The sequence below is a fragment of the Neorhodopirellula pilleata genome, assembly GCF_007859915.1.
Lineage (GTDB): Bacteria > Planctomycetota > Planctomycetia > Pirellulales > Pirellulaceae > Rhodopirellula > Rhodopirellula pilleata.
Window position 1 is genome coordinate 627,128 of record NZ_SJPM01000001.1, and the last position, 14,253, is coordinate 641,380.

At 53.0% G+C, this 14,253-nt stretch carries 14 protein-coding genes; 11 read left to right on the forward strand and 3 right to left on the reverse strand.

What is annotated here, in order from left to right; all coding sequences use genetic code 11:
• Positions 1 to 155: 155 nt before the first annotated feature.
• The gene (locus Pla100_RS02110; RefSeq protein ID WP_146576007.1) at positions 156 to 1,337 is read right to left on the reverse strand and encodes an AraC family transcriptional regulator; all 1,182 of its coding nucleotides are present in this window, start codon (positions 1,335 to 1,337) and stop codon (positions 156 to 158) included.
• Positions 1,338 to 1,713: 376 nt separating this feature from the next.
• Between Pla100_RS02110 and Pla100_RS02115 the strand changes: the two genes are divergently transcribed.
• The 10 genes from Pla100_RS02115 (at position 1,714) to Pla100_RS02160 (ending at position 9,800) form a co-directional block, all read left to right on the forward strand.
• Positions 1,714 to 2,133 (forward strand): hypothetical protein, encoded by a 420-nt coding sequence (locus Pla100_RS02115; protein WP_231602576.1) that lies wholly within the window; start codon positions 1,714 to 1,716, stop codon positions 2,131 to 2,133.
• A 16-nt stretch (positions 2,134 to 2,149) separates the two neighbouring features.
• Positions 2,150 to 2,515: an alpha-L-fucosidase gene (locus tag Pla100_RS02120; RefSeq protein ID WP_146576008.1), complete on the forward strand. Its 366-nt coding sequence runs from the start codon at positions 2,150 to 2,152 to the stop codon at positions 2,513 to 2,515.
• Positions 2,512 to 2,709: a hypothetical protein gene (locus Pla100_RS02125; protein ID WP_231602577.1), complete on the forward strand. Its 198-nt coding sequence runs from the start codon at positions 2,512 to 2,514 to the stop codon at positions 2,707 to 2,709. The genes Pla100_RS02120 and Pla100_RS02125 overlap by 4 nt, the downstream gene beginning before the upstream one ends.
• A 67-nt stretch (positions 2,710 to 2,776) precedes the next feature.
• On the forward strand, positions 2,777 to 4,816 hold the full coding sequence (locus Pla100_RS02130) for a sulfatase-like hydrolase/transferase (RefSeq protein ID WP_231602579.1): 2,040 nt from the start codon (positions 2,777 to 2,779) through the stop codon (positions 4,814 to 4,816).
• Between the two features lie 23 nt (positions 4,817 to 4,839).
• Positions 4,840 to 5,124 (forward strand): hypothetical protein, encoded by a 285-nt coding sequence (locus Pla100_RS02135; protein WP_146576010.1) that lies wholly within the window; start codon positions 4,840 to 4,842, stop codon positions 5,122 to 5,124.
• Positions 5,114 to 5,632, forward strand: a complete 519-nt coding sequence (locus tag Pla100_RS02140; RefSeq protein ID WP_146576011.1) for an alpha/beta hydrolase — start codon at positions 5,114 to 5,116, stop codon at positions 5,630 to 5,632. Before Pla100_RS02135 ends, Pla100_RS02140 begins: the two co-directional genes overlap by 11 nt.
• On the forward strand, positions 5,629 to 7,065 hold the full coding sequence (locus tag Pla100_RS02145) for a sulfatase-like hydrolase/transferase (RefSeq protein ID WP_146576012.1): 1,437 nt from the start codon (positions 5,629 to 5,631) through the stop codon (positions 7,063 to 7,065). Before Pla100_RS02140 ends, Pla100_RS02145 begins: the two co-directional genes overlap by 4 nt.
• The gene (locus tag Pla100_RS02150; protein WP_146576013.1) at positions 7,062 to 8,309 is read left to right on the forward strand and encodes a hypothetical protein; all 1,248 of its coding nucleotides are present in this window, start codon (positions 7,062 to 7,064) and stop codon (positions 8,307 to 8,309) included. Before Pla100_RS02145 ends, Pla100_RS02150 begins: the two co-directional genes overlap by 4 nt.
• Positions 8,306 to 8,629 (forward strand): hypothetical protein, encoded by a 324-nt coding sequence (locus Pla100_RS02155; protein WP_146576014.1) that lies wholly within the window; start codon positions 8,306 to 8,308, stop codon positions 8,627 to 8,629. The genes Pla100_RS02150 and Pla100_RS02155 overlap by 4 nt, the downstream gene beginning before the upstream one ends.
• Entirely contained in the window at positions 8,622 to 9,800 is a 1,179-nt protein-coding gene (locus Pla100_RS02160; RefSeq protein ID WP_146576015.1) for a putative glycoside hydrolase, read from the forward strand. The genes Pla100_RS02155 and Pla100_RS02160 overlap by 8 nt, the downstream gene beginning before the upstream one ends.
• Before the next feature lie 318 nt (positions 9,801 to 10,118).
• On the opposite strand, the gene Pla100_RS02165 is transcribed toward Pla100_RS02160, so the two are convergent.
• Entirely contained in the window at positions 10,119 to 11,249 is a 1,131-nt protein-coding gene (locus Pla100_RS02165; protein ID WP_315853430.1) for a DUF1559 domain-containing protein, read from the reverse strand.
• Positions 11,250 to 11,396: 147 nt separating this feature from the next.
• Positions 11,397 to 12,938, reverse strand: a complete 1,542-nt coding sequence (locus tag Pla100_RS02170; protein ID WP_146576017.1) for an IS1380 family transposase — start codon at positions 12,936 to 12,938, stop codon at positions 11,397 to 11,399.
• 219 nt (positions 12,939 to 13,157) lie between these two features.
• On the opposite strand from Pla100_RS02170, the gene Pla100_RS02175 reads away from it, so the two are divergent.
• A complete protein-coding gene (locus Pla100_RS02175) occupies positions 13,158 to 14,237 on the forward strand; it encodes an MMPL family transporter (protein ID WP_197167643.1) in 1,080 nt (359 codons plus the stop codon).
• The last annotated feature ends 16 nt before the right edge of the window (positions 14,238 to 14,253 follow it).

Genomic DNA, 14,253 nt, shown 5'->3' on the forward strand with positions numbered 1-14,253 from the left:
TGGTCGTTCATCAGGAGGACGAGCGGACACAGGCTCGGGTCAACGAGCACCTAAACTCCGGCATTTGTTCATGGAACCCGTCTTCAAGCGATCATCGGTCGAGACACACCTACGGCTAGCAGGCGTCATGCTACTGATCAAGTCGCTGAACCGGCTCAGTTTCCGAACTTGCGGTTTTGGGTGCGGTATTCACCCGGGGTAAGACTGGTTTCTCGTTTGAAAACAGCGCTCAGGCTTTCTTTGTGACTATAGCCTGCCTTGGGCGCGATTTGCTCGAGTGTCATGTCGGTTTCGCGGAGCAGTTGCTTGACTCGCTCAATTTGTGTCAACGTGATCTGCTCATGTGGCGTTCGCCCCAGCACCTTATGAAATCGCCTTTCCAGCTGTCGTCTTGATAGTGATGAGTACTGAGCCACGTCACCGACGTTAACTCCGTCACAGGCATGTTGACGAATGTAGCGGCACACGTTCGCCAATTCGACGTCCTCGACAGCAACCACGTTGGTGGACAATCGCTCTGAAACTGATTTGGGGGCGATGTACTCAACGCTCGCCTCGGGTAGGTAACCCGAGTGCATCTCGTGCAAAACTTCTGCTGCCCGATACCCAACTCGCTCGGCATCGGGTTTCACACTCGATAGCGGTGGATCGCACAACAAACAAATGGCATCATCGTCATCAACACCAATCACCCCGATATCATCGGGTACCGCGATATTCGCCGTGCGACACGCATTGAGCACTTGCTGGCCACGAATGTCGTTGCAAACAAATAAGCCCGTCGGCCGTTCAAGTTTAGAAAGCCATTTCGACACCGACTCGATATCCATCATTCCAGCGTACTCCAAGCTCGTCAGTGTATCACCGGGTTTGCCTTTGGACTCATAGTGCGTAAACGGGCATGATGCGAGCGTGACCAGTTCACGAAAGAATTGCAGTCGGGCTTCAGAGTACGCTGCCGAGCGAAATCCACAAAAAGCAAAACGACGAAACCCGCGATTCCAAAGGTGCTTGAAAGCAAGTTCAGCTACCAATCGATTGTCCGTCTCGACTTGGGGAACTCCCGCGAACACTCGATTGCACCGAACGTCAACTATCGGCACTCTCAACTTGCGAAGTGGTTCGATAGTGTGCGAATCGACGCGGGCAATCACGCCGTCGATCCGCGAACTCGTCATCCAATCTGGTATCGCAGAGTCCAACATCATCTCTTGATGCAGTAGCGACCAATTGACCTGAGTACGTGCGAAGTACGCGACTCCGCGAAGCAATTCGCGTCCGTAGGCTCGCGATGCCTCAACGAGCAGAGCGATCTGGGGACGAGATTTAGGATTCACGAGTAACGCCTAGAATTCCTCATGACGCAAAATATTATTGCGATGTCGCAAATCGCTATCGCTTTCATGATGGCGAGAGATATTTTTTGTCTTTATCGATTTTGGGTGTGGCGTATTCTATTCCCTATCGTGGTTCTTGTGAAGCCTCGCACCAAGGTTACCGGAATCGCCCATGACCCTTGTTGATTCAACCAGGCAACCAAGTTCAACCAGGCATCGTGATCGCAGTCTTTGGGTTTCTGGTCCACTTCGCCCCACGAAAAAGTGTAGCCTCCCCAGCGTGAGCATCGCCCGATAGAGCAAATAAAACCCGAGGTTCCAGGTGAACCTCCGTTTTAATATCTTTCCAGTTCTGAATTTTCCATCAAGCTCAAACATGAATATGCATCAATCGTCGCCTACCGTTTGGAAAGGTGAACTTCCTAAGATTGGCATTCGCCCGACCATTGACGGACGCCTGGGCGGTGTACGTGAATCGCTCGAACATCAAACGATGAACTTGGCGCGGCGTGTTGGCATGCGAGTCGAAGACATCGACATGACTGAGTTTGTGGGGCGAATGAACAAAGGCCAATTCGATCAAGCGGAGTACGAAAAGGCGCTCGCCTGGGCCAAGGAAAACTGCCCCGAAGGGAAAGACTACAACAGTGACAGCACCAAGCGTTCTCGCGAGCAAATAGACAGCGAATGGTCCGACAGCGTGAAGATGTCCTTGATCGCTCGCGACTTGATGGTCGGAAAGCCTGAAGGCAATCCGATTCATGCCGATGCGTTTGATCTTCTTCACACCTTTTAAATTAGTGAAACCATCGATGAATCATTCAAAGACTTGCATTTGGTTGTGGATGCTGGCAACCGTTGCATCCGGCCAGGAGATTCAACCGTCGGCGGAGCCGAGGATTGAGCCGACTTGGGAATCGATGGCCGAATATTATCAGGTTCCCCAATGGTTTGTGGATGGAAAACTTGGCGTCTGGTTTCACTGGGGGATTTCATCCGCGATTGATGAGAATCGTCCCAACGACGGCTCGCATTACGGTCGCCGGATGTATGGGCCAAACGACGGCGAGACTGGAAGGCAACTCAAGATGACCGAGACGTTGAAAACCATCAGCCATTCTCCCAAGAAGACATTCGTTTCACAACGAAAAACGGCAAGCTCTACGTCTTTGTGTTGACCAAGCCGACCAAGGATATCATCATCAAGACACTCGCGACCGGCGGACTGCTCGATCAAGAGATTGCCAACGTCTCACTGATGGGCAGTGATGAAGAAATCAAGTGGAACCGAAACGCATCAGGTCTAACTATCCAGTTGCCAAACACCCCGCAGGAAACGTTGGTGAGCGGTTTCCGGATTATATGCAACTGAATTGTGGTTTTCGTAGCGAAACTCGCAGACCACCAATGAACTCGCAGCTCAAAATGAATAACAAACGATGAACCGAAACCTACTATCGCTACTTAGTTTGCTCCTTGTTGCCTCGGCACTGCAGGCTGCCGACAAACCCAACATCATCTTCGTCATGCCCGACGACGCGGGCTATGGCGACTATGCCTGTCTCGGCAATCTATTCAACGCAGGGATGAAATGCGGCAAAAACACACCCTATCAAGGCGGCACCCGTTCGCCCGCCTTCCTCCGCTGGCCTGCGGGCGGTTTCCTGGCGAATGCTCAGTGCGATGCACTCACGTCGATCATCGACATTGATCCAGCGCTGACCGAGATCGTCGGGGCGTCACTTTCACCCAAAGCGAAGCAGCAGGTCAACGGATTCAGCTTGATGCCGCTGCTGAACAATCCGCAAGCCGCATGGCCGCAACGAACGCTCACACACCAATGGTGGGACGATGTGCAACCGATGATGGTGAACGAAGACACCATGGGGTTCAATCACTTCACCTTTCGAGAACGTTACGAAGAGCAATTTGGTCAGGCGGAAACCACAAAGGCTCTGCAAAGCGGGGAGGAAACACGAGCGCAAAATCCCAAAAAGGAGTCGGAAGCCAGCCCCGCGATCGACCGCGAAAAGTTACTCGAGAGACGCAAAGAACGAGTTGCGAGGAGAGCACAAGAAAAGATTTCAGAGAAGGTTTCCGACAAGCCCCCTGCGGCATCCGCAATGAAAGCCGAAACCGAGGCCCAGCCCAAAGTCGCTTCTGCCGCAGTTGTCGACGGAAAGCCCGAACGGCCCAACATCGTTGTCTTTCTCGCCGACGACATGGGATGGGGCGATTCAGGAACCTACGGACATGAACTGATCCAGACGCCGAATTTGGACAAGCTGGCCTCCCGTGGTGTCAAGCTGACGCAGTGCTATTCCGCCTGCGCCGTCTGCTCGCCTTCACGATCGGCGATCCTGACCGGCCGCCATCCCTATCGCAATGGCGTCTGGCGGCACCTCTCCGGCAATGGCGAGGAACATTTACGCGTTAGCGAAATCACTTACCCCAAGCTACTCAAGTCGATCGGCTATGAGACCTGCCACGTTGGCAAGTGGCATCTCAATTCTCTGCCCCAGTTCAATACGACCGAGTTTCCGCAGCCGAGCGATCATGGTTATGACCACTGGATGGCGACTCACAACAATGCGAATCCGAGTCACAAGGACGCGGACAACTTCGTTCTCAACGGAACTCCCCTGGGTGAACAAAAAGGATACTCGGCGCAGGTGGTAGCTACGGAAGCGACCCGTTGGCTAACTGAGATTCGCGACAAGTCCAAACCGTTTGCTTTGTCAGTCTGGGTTCACGAACCTCATTCGCCGATCGCCACGGACCCGAGGTTCGAGGGTCTCTATGTCGACCACGATAACAGCACCTACATGGGCAACATCAGCCAACTTGATGACGCGGTCGGCCAAGTGCTCGACACGCTCGACAGGCAAGATGTCAGCAAGGAAACGCTATTCTTCTTTACCTCGGACAATGGTCCCGTTGCCAGAAATGGAGGCTCGACCGGCGGTTTGCGCGGCGGTAAACGCAGCGACCATGAAGGCGGTATTCGCGTACCCGGCATCGTCGTCTGGCCGGGACACATTCAGCCCGGTTCAACCAGTTCCATCCCGGTCGTTGGCACTGACTTCTTTACAACCGTGCTCAACATTACTGGCATTCCCCTTCCCGCCGACCGAACGATTGACGGCGTGAACATGCTTCCCGCGTTGGCTGGCGAACCCGTCGAACGCCCCATTCCGTTGTTCTGGCGAACGCATGTATCGCGACCTGAAGATCGTGTCGCGATGCGGATCGGTGACTGGAAAATCGTGGGGGATTCCACCCTCACCCAGTTTCAGCTCTACGAGATTGAAAAAGACTGGAAGGAAACGACCGACCTTGCCAAGGCGATGCCGGAAAAGACGGCACAGATGAGGAAGCAATTGATGGAAGTTTGGCAGGCTATCGAAAAAGAAGGTCCCGACCATTGGTGGAATACGCCAAGCGGCAATCCGACCGCTGAATCCCAGATCAACTATTGATAAACCGCAGGAGATAAAATGTCATGATCAATCAGTTCACCGAACCGATGACTGCAGTTCTGCTGGCGTTGTTATGCCTCGCCTGGACTCACGTCGCCTACCCAGATGAAAACTCAACGAGGGAAAAAGGCCAGAGCATCTACACGCCTACCCGATTAACGACCTACAAAGAAGTCGGCGATATCGAACTGAAGTTGCACATTCTCGAGCCTGAAGGGCATCAAGCCAACGATCGTGCGCCAGTGATCGTGCTGTTCTTCGGCGGTGGCTGGTCCGGTGGGCAGCCCGAGAGACTTTATGGGCATTGATCCAGATAAGATTATCGCGGGCGGTGCCTCGGCAGGCGGGCATGTCGCGGCGGCAGTCGGAACGAACGTCTCCTTCGACGAAGAGACCGATGATCTGAAAGTCAGCTCACGACCGAGTGCCTTGGTTCTGTTCAATCCAGTGTTCGACAATGGCCCCGGCGAATACGGTCACGAACGCGTTTCCGATTACTGGGAACAGATCTCGCCCACGCATAACATTGATGACCAGACACCGCCGACCATCGCGTTGTTCGGCGATCAGGACAAGCATGTGCCGGTGGCAACCGCCAAGGAATACAATGAACGGATGGAAGCGAAAGAGGGGGGACGCTGCGATCTGTTTATCTACGAAGGTCAGGGCCATGGATTCTTCAACCATCGCGAAGATGGAGGCTCAAAGGCGAACAAGAATTTCGACGAGACCATGAACCAATCCATCAATTTCCAACGTTCGCTCGGTTATGTCAAACCAACGAACTCGAAGCCCGGAAGCAGTAACCAACGATGAACACAAGACTTTTTTTTCTGCTAAGTTTGCTCCTCGTAGCAACTCGTTTGCAAGCCGCTGACAAACCCAACATCCTGTTTATCTTTTCAGATGACCAGTGCTTTGAAACGATCGGGGCTCACGGATTGACGGACATCGACACGCCGAACTTGGATCGGCTGGCCAGAGAGGGAGCGAGCTTTAGCCATGCCTACAACATGGGGTCGTGGAGCGGAGCGGTGTGTATGTCGAGTCGCGCTTGTCTAAATACGGGCCGCTTTTTGTGGAACGCCCAAGAGGCAACTCGTGAATGTTCACAGGGTAAACGGAAATCCTGGTCACAATTGCTCTCCAGTCAGGGATACGAAACCTACATGAGCGGAAAGTGGCATGTGGGCGGGATGAGTGCGCCGAAAGTGTTTGACCGCACGGGAACGATTCGCGCCGGGATGCCGAATCAGAAGCCGGCAGGATACAACCGTCCCAAGGACCAAGCCGACTACGAAACCGGCTGGAAGCCATGGGACAAGGCACAAGGCGGATTTTGGGAAGGTGGAAAACACTGGAGCGAAGTGCTGGCCGATGAGAGCGTCACTTATGTCGAGGAGACAGCTGATAGCGAAAAACCGTTCTTCATGTATGTCGGTTTCAATGCACCGCACGATCCGCGACAGGCTCCGAAAGAATTCATCGACATGTATCCGCTGAGCCGGATCAAAGTGCCGGAAAACTTTATCCCACAGTATCCCGACCAGGGCGACAAGGGTGTGCCAATCATTCGTGATGAAAAGCTGATACCGTTCCCGCGGACGGAGTACGCTGTGAAAGTCAACCGGCAAGAATATTACGCTAGCATCACGCACATGGACTCACAGATCGGGCGGATTCTCGATGCACTAGAGAAGAGTGGAAAGGCCGACAACACTTGGATCATCTTCAGTTCCGATCACGGGCTTTCAGTAGGCCATCATGGACTGGTTGGAAAGCAAAACATGTATGAACCAGCGATGCGAGTGCCGTTCATCGTTTGGGGTCCAGGCGTGAAGCCTGGTATCAAGATTGATGCGCCCATCTACATTCAAGATGCAATGGCGACTGCGTTGGAAATCAGCGGCCAGGCCGTGCCGGATACTATCGACTACAAAAGCGTGCTTCCATTGCTCGATGGACGAGCCAAACAAAGCTACGACAACATCTATGGCGCTTACATCAACTCGCAGCGCATGATCCTGAGCGGCGACTGGAAACTGATCGCCTACCCCCTATTGAAAAAAGTAAAGCTCTTCCACGTAGAGAATGACCCACTCGAGATGAACGACCTCGCGGGGAATCCGGAACACGCCGGAAAGCTGAATCAGCTCACCACAATGCTAGAAAAGCTCATGGATGAGATGAATGACCCCATGACAACGCTCGCCAAAGCGGATTATCCACGATCAAAAGAAAAGCAATGAAGAACGTCAAAGCAGGTCTTTTGATCATGTCCATGCTGGTAGCGCTGCCCGTCTTCGCCGAGAGTCCTAGCAAAGCAAATTTGAAACCTGGGCAAAAGATTTTCGTCACCGGTAAGGTGATGGATACGGACGACAATTGGCTCAATGATGTGAATGTCTCGATGAGGCCGATTGGCGGTCAGACCAGTACGGATCCCAATGGTGATTTCGCCGTCGCATTTTTGTGGAGTGAGAAACTCAAACCAAACAAACGCGGAATCATCGCCGCATTAACATTCGAGAAAGAAGGTCATCTTGTTAAGACGATCCGAATCACATCGATTGACTTTTTCTTCAATTCAAAACCACTCGTGGTCAAGCTTGAGCCAAAGCCCATCGAGAAAAACATCGTGGGTTTTACCACGCCAATGAACACGTTCAACGCAGTTGGGAAAGAGTCGAGCGGTGATGCCGAATTTCATGTCTATATTCCCGCGTCTGTAGATAAGGTGAGGGCTGCGTTCTATCTAACTCGTCATGGAATCGGAAATATCACACACCCCATCTTGCAGAAATTCGCACAAGAACAGAAGGTCGCTCTCGTCAGCATGTATGGAGATCCAGTGCAACGAGGCCTCACGGACGTGAGCCTCACGGATATGCATGTGAAAAAACTCGCGGAGCTCTCGGGACACACTGAACTGGTGGATGCTCCGATACTCACATTTGGGCATTCCAATGGCACCGGGTTTGCCGCCTGCTGGCCCTCCCAGCGACCAGAGCAATGCATTGGATGGATTTCCTTTCACCCGGGGTTCACCGAGTATCTGAAATTCCCGAATACCGAAAATATTCCTTCCATGGTGATGTTAGGAACGGAGGATAAGTATTTTCTCAGATCCCGTCAGGACCAGACCGTTCAAGAGATGCGTCAAACGCGTAACGCCGCCATGAGCACGATGATGGAGGCTGGTGTCGGGCATGGTCCGGTCGATGCAGAAATCGTTTGGAAGTTCGTCGTCGAGTTTTGCAAAGCAGCCATCCGTGTGCGTCTTGGGGAAAGTAGTGAGCTCAAGCCGATCATGATTGAAGACGGGTGGCTAGGGGCCAACTACGATGTCGAAGCTGGCGGTCGGCAACACTTAAAGATCGCTCCCTACTCCGAATTTCAAGGCGACAAATCAACTGCGAACTGGCTGATGGACGAACAGTTCGCCAAAGCTTGGCAGCAGTATGCGCGGACGGATCACGTTGAGGGAAAATGAAAGTCGACAACACGGTCCCTATCTACGCCAGCGACAACAGCTACGCCAGCGACAAAAGCTACGTCGGTGACGTCCACGGACGCACATCGAAAACAGGACACTTCTCGCTAATCGCCACCGTCTCGAGCATACCGATTCGTTTAACGGCAAGCCGCAGGCGATCTGTTCTGCGGGGCGTCGTCGCCTACGGCTTGCCGTTAAACGATTTCATGCAAGTCGATGCCGAAGACGGGCTTAACTCAAAAGGGGTGGCGATCAGCGAGAATTGTCGAAAACAGTCTGTTTTTTTACTTCAACTGAAAGACCACTCGCGTGATTAGAAAACTGTTACTTGGACTCCTTGCCGGTACTTTGATCGTCACAGTTCAGGATGCCGCGTCTGCCAATGACGCTGCCAAAACCCAAAGTCGATTCCCTGATTTCAGTTGGGATCGTATCCCGCTGTATATGCACGTTCGCAAAGCGACGAACTTCGATGAAAACGAAATCGCTTTCCTCGCGAAGTTTCCGTTGATCACATTCGAAAAGGCCACCGGTCATCAAGACCATGGGTCTGTTGAAGCGGGAACCTTGGTTGCGGCCCGGGCGGTCAAGGAACTCAACCCGAATGCCAAGATATTGTATTACCGCAATGTGATCGTTCACTACGAAAACTATGCGGCAGACAGTGAGATAAAAGCCATACCACACGCTTTTTTGGTCGGAAAAGACGGCAACGAAAATTTGGTTCGCGGGCGAGTGAAAAGCTATGACCTTTCCAACCCGGCCGTCCGCGACTGGTGGGTTCGAAGCTGCCAAAACGTGGTCTCTGACCCGGCAATCGACGGCGTGTTCTTGGATGGAAACATCAAAGCTTTGGAAGAGGGATATCTTCGCCGCGACATCGGTGACACGAAAAAGAAAGAGACGATGGACGGCTATCACAAAATGATCAAGCAAACGCGAGAGGCGATTGGCACGGATGAACTTATGGTTGCCAATATCTTGCGCGCTCGCTTTCCCAATGGTGGCCTGGAGTATCTCCCCATGTTCAACGGCTCCTATTTGGAGGGTTTCTTTCACAACGTCGGCAACACCAGCTACGAGGACTATGTCGCTAAAGGCATTGCATCCATTCAGACGGCGGCGAAAAGCGGGAAGATCATTGCCTTCACATCGGGATTATCTGGAGCGGGCAACGGAAGTGAGATGGGGATCGACGAAGCACACGGGGAAGTTTCCTCGGACGAAGCTGCCGCCGCAGCCCTGACTTATCCGCTTGCCCTGTTTTTGATCTGTGCAGAAAAGTACAGCTACTTTCGCGTGCATGAAGGATATGCGGCCGACAACAATTCGAAGTGGATGCGATGGTTTCCCGAATACGATCGACCACTCGGTCCACCCGCCGGACCCGCCCAACGTAACGGCCATCTCTACCATCGAAGTTTTGAGCACGCCGAGGTCTGGCTGGATATTAAAAACCGTCTCGGAAAAATCAATTGGAAACCTTGATCAAGAAGAAACTCACCTGCAGTGCGTTCACTAGTGGCTTGCTTTGTGGCTGCCGTGGGTTCGCTTGTCACCGCAGAGGATATCCGCCGCCCCCGAGAAACGGGTAGGCGTAAATCAGAAATGGAAGTCGCTTTAAGCCAAACGCTACTATCCCAAGTTCAGTTGGGAGGTGACGCCGCAGTACTTTATGTTCACAAGTTGTGCGGTGAGGATTGATCGCTAGCGTTTTGTCAACAATAACAGTTTGACGCTTTCCGATTGACGGAAAGCGATTCCTGACAAACCTGAGGCCCTGAACTTCGCGCCTTTGCGATCGTCCTAGAACGAAGTGTCGATGGTCTCTCTGGCACCCCGCGTTCCAAGAGATCCCCAGAGCCCAAATGGGCTGACACGCCCAGCCGCGAGTCCTCCAACCGCGTTGGAGACCTGAGCGCTCCCACTGTCGCCCGCCTCAATGGAATCGGTGATGAATTTCACTGCTCCATCACCCATCAAAACATGACAACCGCCTTGGTGCCGGCTTCCTGGAGGAGCAATCCCCGCAGCCCCGCGGCTCGAAGTTGCCATGCAAAACTCTTTGTTCGGCGGAAGTATCGTATTGATACCGCAGTATCCAATCCGTCCCCATGCCCAGCAATAACCGCGTCGATGTTCCGCATTAATAATGGTCGTTTGAGTTCCCCAAAACTGAGGTCGGCTCGGATCAGTTCCATTGCAGGCGATCGCCCCCCCCGCTGCCACCGAATCCCTGCCGTCGTCGTTGGTGCTGCCACCTGGAGCAATACCAAACTGCGTTCGTTTATCACGATCGCCAAGATCCGTCACGATCTCACCAGCAGCAATCGTGTTCGAAAGCCCATCAAGAATATCGCGAAATCCAATATCCTGACGCGGTACGAAGAAACCTCGCTGTCCATGCCTAACTGCGATGGCGCGGGTATTGTCGACCACTTCATTGTTGTCCAGCGCGCCCCAGTCACCCATGTGGATGGAATCACCTGCGCAATACGCATAGTTAGTTCGGCCTTTTGCGGGAAGCCCGACACCAGGATCACTTGGGCATCGAAGCGCCGCAAGTTCGGTGTACCACGGCTCATATCGATTGACGGCGTGATCGCTTTGGTCCATCTTCGGATTTGGCCCCATGGCCTGGAATGTTCCAGCGGCAACCGTCAGAGGATTACTGATTTGCTCCCAAATTGCTTGCTGTTCCATAAATGGTGTCAATCCAACAAGCCAGCTCAAGTCATTTCGGTTGTTTCCAGTGCCAACTAAAAGGGTCTGAGCGTCGGTAGTGACCGGGTTGCCGCTTCCGCCCAGGGATCTTGGGCATTGATTGTATGCGGCATGATAGTTGTGCAATGCCAAACTGCACTTTAGGCGATTGCCTATCACTTCAAAATTGATCTTGCCACGAAAAAGGCCCTCAGAGAAATTGGAGGTTCTCACACCAAACCAATACTCAAAGGGCCAAGGATGGCTAAGAATATACGCTCTTGGTTCGTGATCGAATTGGCATGGCGGTGGTCTTTCGTGGCTGGGTGGTTGCGGCGGTACTGAAGCATCCAGACTTCAGCTTCAACGTGCGTTGTGCAGTCAACTTCGCAGCGGCATCGAGACGTGATCATGAATTGTCCAAAGCAAGTCGACTCCAGGCTTGTACGTCAGCAGACGAAAGACTCGCTGCCGGGCCGTGCGGATCACCTGCGCCGGAATCAACATAACAGAGTTCATGTAAGTCCAGAATTCCATCTTGATGACTCGCAGACGAGCTTCGCGACGAGTTCGTTTCTGACCTTCATTGCCTTTGACACGAATCAACATCCCGCTCCACAGCTTCAACGTCCAAGCCAGCGAAGCGAACAGCATGTAGGCGCCGTTGCTGGTCAGGTTGTCCAGCGGTGCCGCAAGCGCACCGCAAGCTTTCAGCTGGCTGATCGTGTTCTCTTGGTTGCAGCGACGATTCGCACCACCGATCACTTCACGGGCTGGAACGTCACCTGCCGTTTCGTTGGTAATGTAGAAGAAGTACTTCTCTTTGGAGAACAAGAATTGCTGACCCTTGGTGACGTCGATTTCTTTTCGCACCACAACCATGCGGTAAGCTCGCGTGCATTTGTGCGGTTGGTAGTCAAACTCAGCGTAAGATTCCGCTCGGAGCTTTTGGTTCTCATAACCTTTGGCGATCACGAACGCTTCCTTGGCATTGTCGTGCTTGACGCGTGCTTTCTCCGGTGGTGCTGGCAAAGAACCTCGCTGAAGCGGTTTCCACACCTTCTCGTCGAGGTTTTCGGCAATTTCGGTCAACGCTTTGTTGGCGTCGAAGCCGAGAATGAACTTCACACCGTCATCGTTCCAGCGATCCAGGTGCTCCGTCGATGAGAAGTCCGTGTCACCGCGAAGAACGATCTTTCGGAACCCTGCTTTGCGGCATTGATGGATCGCCAAGTCAAAGAAGAACGAGGAGTTCTCATGACTGGGGCGGTTGCCGCTTCGGTTGACTAGATACAGGACCTCTTGGGTTTGCGCCAGCGTGATGACCAACGGATGGTATCCCCACTGACGCTTGTAGTTCATGCCAATGCCTTGCTTTTTTTCGCCGTAAGTCTCGACCATGGTGCCGTCGGCCTCGATCGTGGCGACGTCGAAGAAACTGTCTTCCTGTTGTTTCCAAACCCGCTGGCGTGTGTCATTGATGGCTTGCATCACCATTCGTAATTGCTGCTCGGTGAAGCGTCGGCAGAAGTCGCCGGCAGTGGTGGGGTCGGGGATACGAACTGCTCCGACGGCATCGAGATAGGCTTCATCGTTTCGGCGGTGTTCGATGTGATCGAGACATGTTCCACCGGCGAGCAGGTTCAGCGCGATGTTGAAGACGTGGTCGGCTTCGTCGTAGGGCAGGTGCAGTTTGAAAACGTTAGCGGCATCATTGATCGATTCACGAAGCCCGATGGCCTTTATCAGTTGCATGATGGCGGCAATGCCGCCGCAGGCGACGGCTTGTTGTCGTTCGGCCATTTCCAGTTTGGTGGTCGCTGGTCGAATCATCGGCGACTGCCATGTGCCGTGTTCGACTGACAGTCGCCGGCGAAGTTTCCGTTTGCGTTGTTGGAGTTGTTTGCGTACTTTGGCGTTCACTCGAAACCCTCGTTTGCGTGCGTGGATTGAAGTCTTAGTAACCTGCAATACACGCGTAAAACGCCGAGGGTTTTCGAGTTTTCTAAATAAATCGCAAATCAAGCTTCGCTTGATTGAGGTCTAATAGCGACGGTCGGAATTATCGGACTCGGCATCGGCGTCAATCGTTTACAAGCGAGCGTGCGGATCGAAACAATGTTCGGCAAGGGAAGTCGTTTGATGAGCGACTATTCCTGGTTAGAGAGCAATGTGGGACCCCTGGTTCCGATCGAGGCGGTGGTAACAATTCCCAATTCCTTGAATGTGGATGCCGGTCAGCAATTCACTTTGCTTCGCAGCATCGAACGAAATCTCGAACAATCACCCAATGTAATCGCAGTCACCTCTTGCCTCGATTTTCTTCCCGAAACAAATCTTCCTGTCGACGGAGAATTGGCAGCGAGCTTCCACGATAACCTCGCGACGGTTTCCGGTGCTGGCTATTTCAATGTGAGTGGCATGGCGAGCCATTGGCGACTGACCGCCCATGTCACCGCACGAGGGAACCTTAATTACGGCGACGTATTGCGTGATCTGCGGGCTTCACTTTCAGCCGACTCCGATTTCAGTCTCCATGAAGGCTGCACGGTCCAGCTTTCAGGCTTGATGCCATTAGTACATGAAATCCAAAGCCAATTGTTGCATGACCTGTTTGCAAGCTTCTTGACTGCGTTTGTGCTCATTGCCGTCTTGATGACCATCGTCCAGGCCGGCTTCGTCGCTGGTGTTTTATCGATGATCCCCAATGTCGTCCCGGCCTTGGCGCTCTTTGGTTTTCTCGGTTGGATCGAGCATCCGATCGACATCGGCTCGATCATGACGGCCAGTGTTGCGATGGGAATTGCGGTGGATGATACTCTGCACTTCCTCACATTCTTTACCCGGCGTCTCAGCGCGGGCGCGACACGGACTGAAGCCGTTTACAGCGCCTACAAACATTGCGGGCGTGCGATGATTCAAACAACTCTGATCTGTGGGGCGGGGCTTGCCATCTTCGCGCTCAGTGACTTCATTCCTACAGCGCGTTTTGCTTGGATGATGGTCGCCTTACTCACTTGTGCCATCATCGGCGATCTGCTGATTTTACCCGCAATCCTGCTAAGTCCTGTTGGTATCGTTTTTGAACATCGACGCCCGAGTCGGGAACTCGGTTGTATGATATCGCCACCAGATAGCGGGTTCAGTTTACGGGCAACCGAATTAATCAATTCCGTGCCGCCCTCGTCTTCCGCTGCCGATTCCACAACGTCGCAAGTTTGATTGGTCCGACGTCGCG

Excerpts from the sequence above, each read along its gene's own strand:
- Pla100_RS02115 (WP_231602576.1), top strand. The coding sequence starts at position 1,714 with ATGAATATGCATCAATCGTCGCCTACCGTTTGGAAAGGTGAACTTCCT.
- Pla100_RS02120 (WP_146576008.1), top strand. The coding sequence starts at position 2,150 with ATGAATCATTCAAAGACTTGCATTTGGTTGTGGATGCTGGCAACCGTT.
- Pla100_RS02130 (WP_231602579.1), top strand. The coding sequence starts at position 2,777 with ATGAACCGAAACCTACTATCGCTACTTAGTTTGCTCCTTGTTGCCTCG.
- Pla100_RS02135 (WP_146576010.1), top strand. The coding sequence starts at position 4,840 with ATGATCAATCAGTTCACCGAACCGATGACTGCAGTTCTGCTGGCGTTG.
- Pla100_RS02140 (WP_146576011.1), top strand. The coding sequence starts at position 5,114 with ATGGGCATTGATCCAGATAAGATTATCGCGGGCGGTGCCTCGGCAGGC.
- Pla100_RS02145 (WP_146576012.1), top strand. The coding sequence starts at position 5,629 with ATGAACACAAGACTTTTTTTTCTGCTAAGTTTGCTCCTCGTAGCAACT.
- Pla100_RS02150 (WP_146576013.1), top strand. The coding sequence starts at position 7,062 with ATGAAGAACGTCAAAGCAGGTCTTTTGATCATGTCCATGCTGGTAGCG.
- Pla100_RS02155 (WP_146576014.1), top strand. The coding sequence starts at position 8,306 with ATGAAAGTCGACAACACGGTCCCTATCTACGCCAGCGACAACAGCTAC.
- Pla100_RS02175 (WP_197167643.1), top strand. The coding sequence starts at position 13,158 with ATGAGCGACTATTCCTGGTTAGAGAGCAATGTGGGACCCCTGGTTCCG.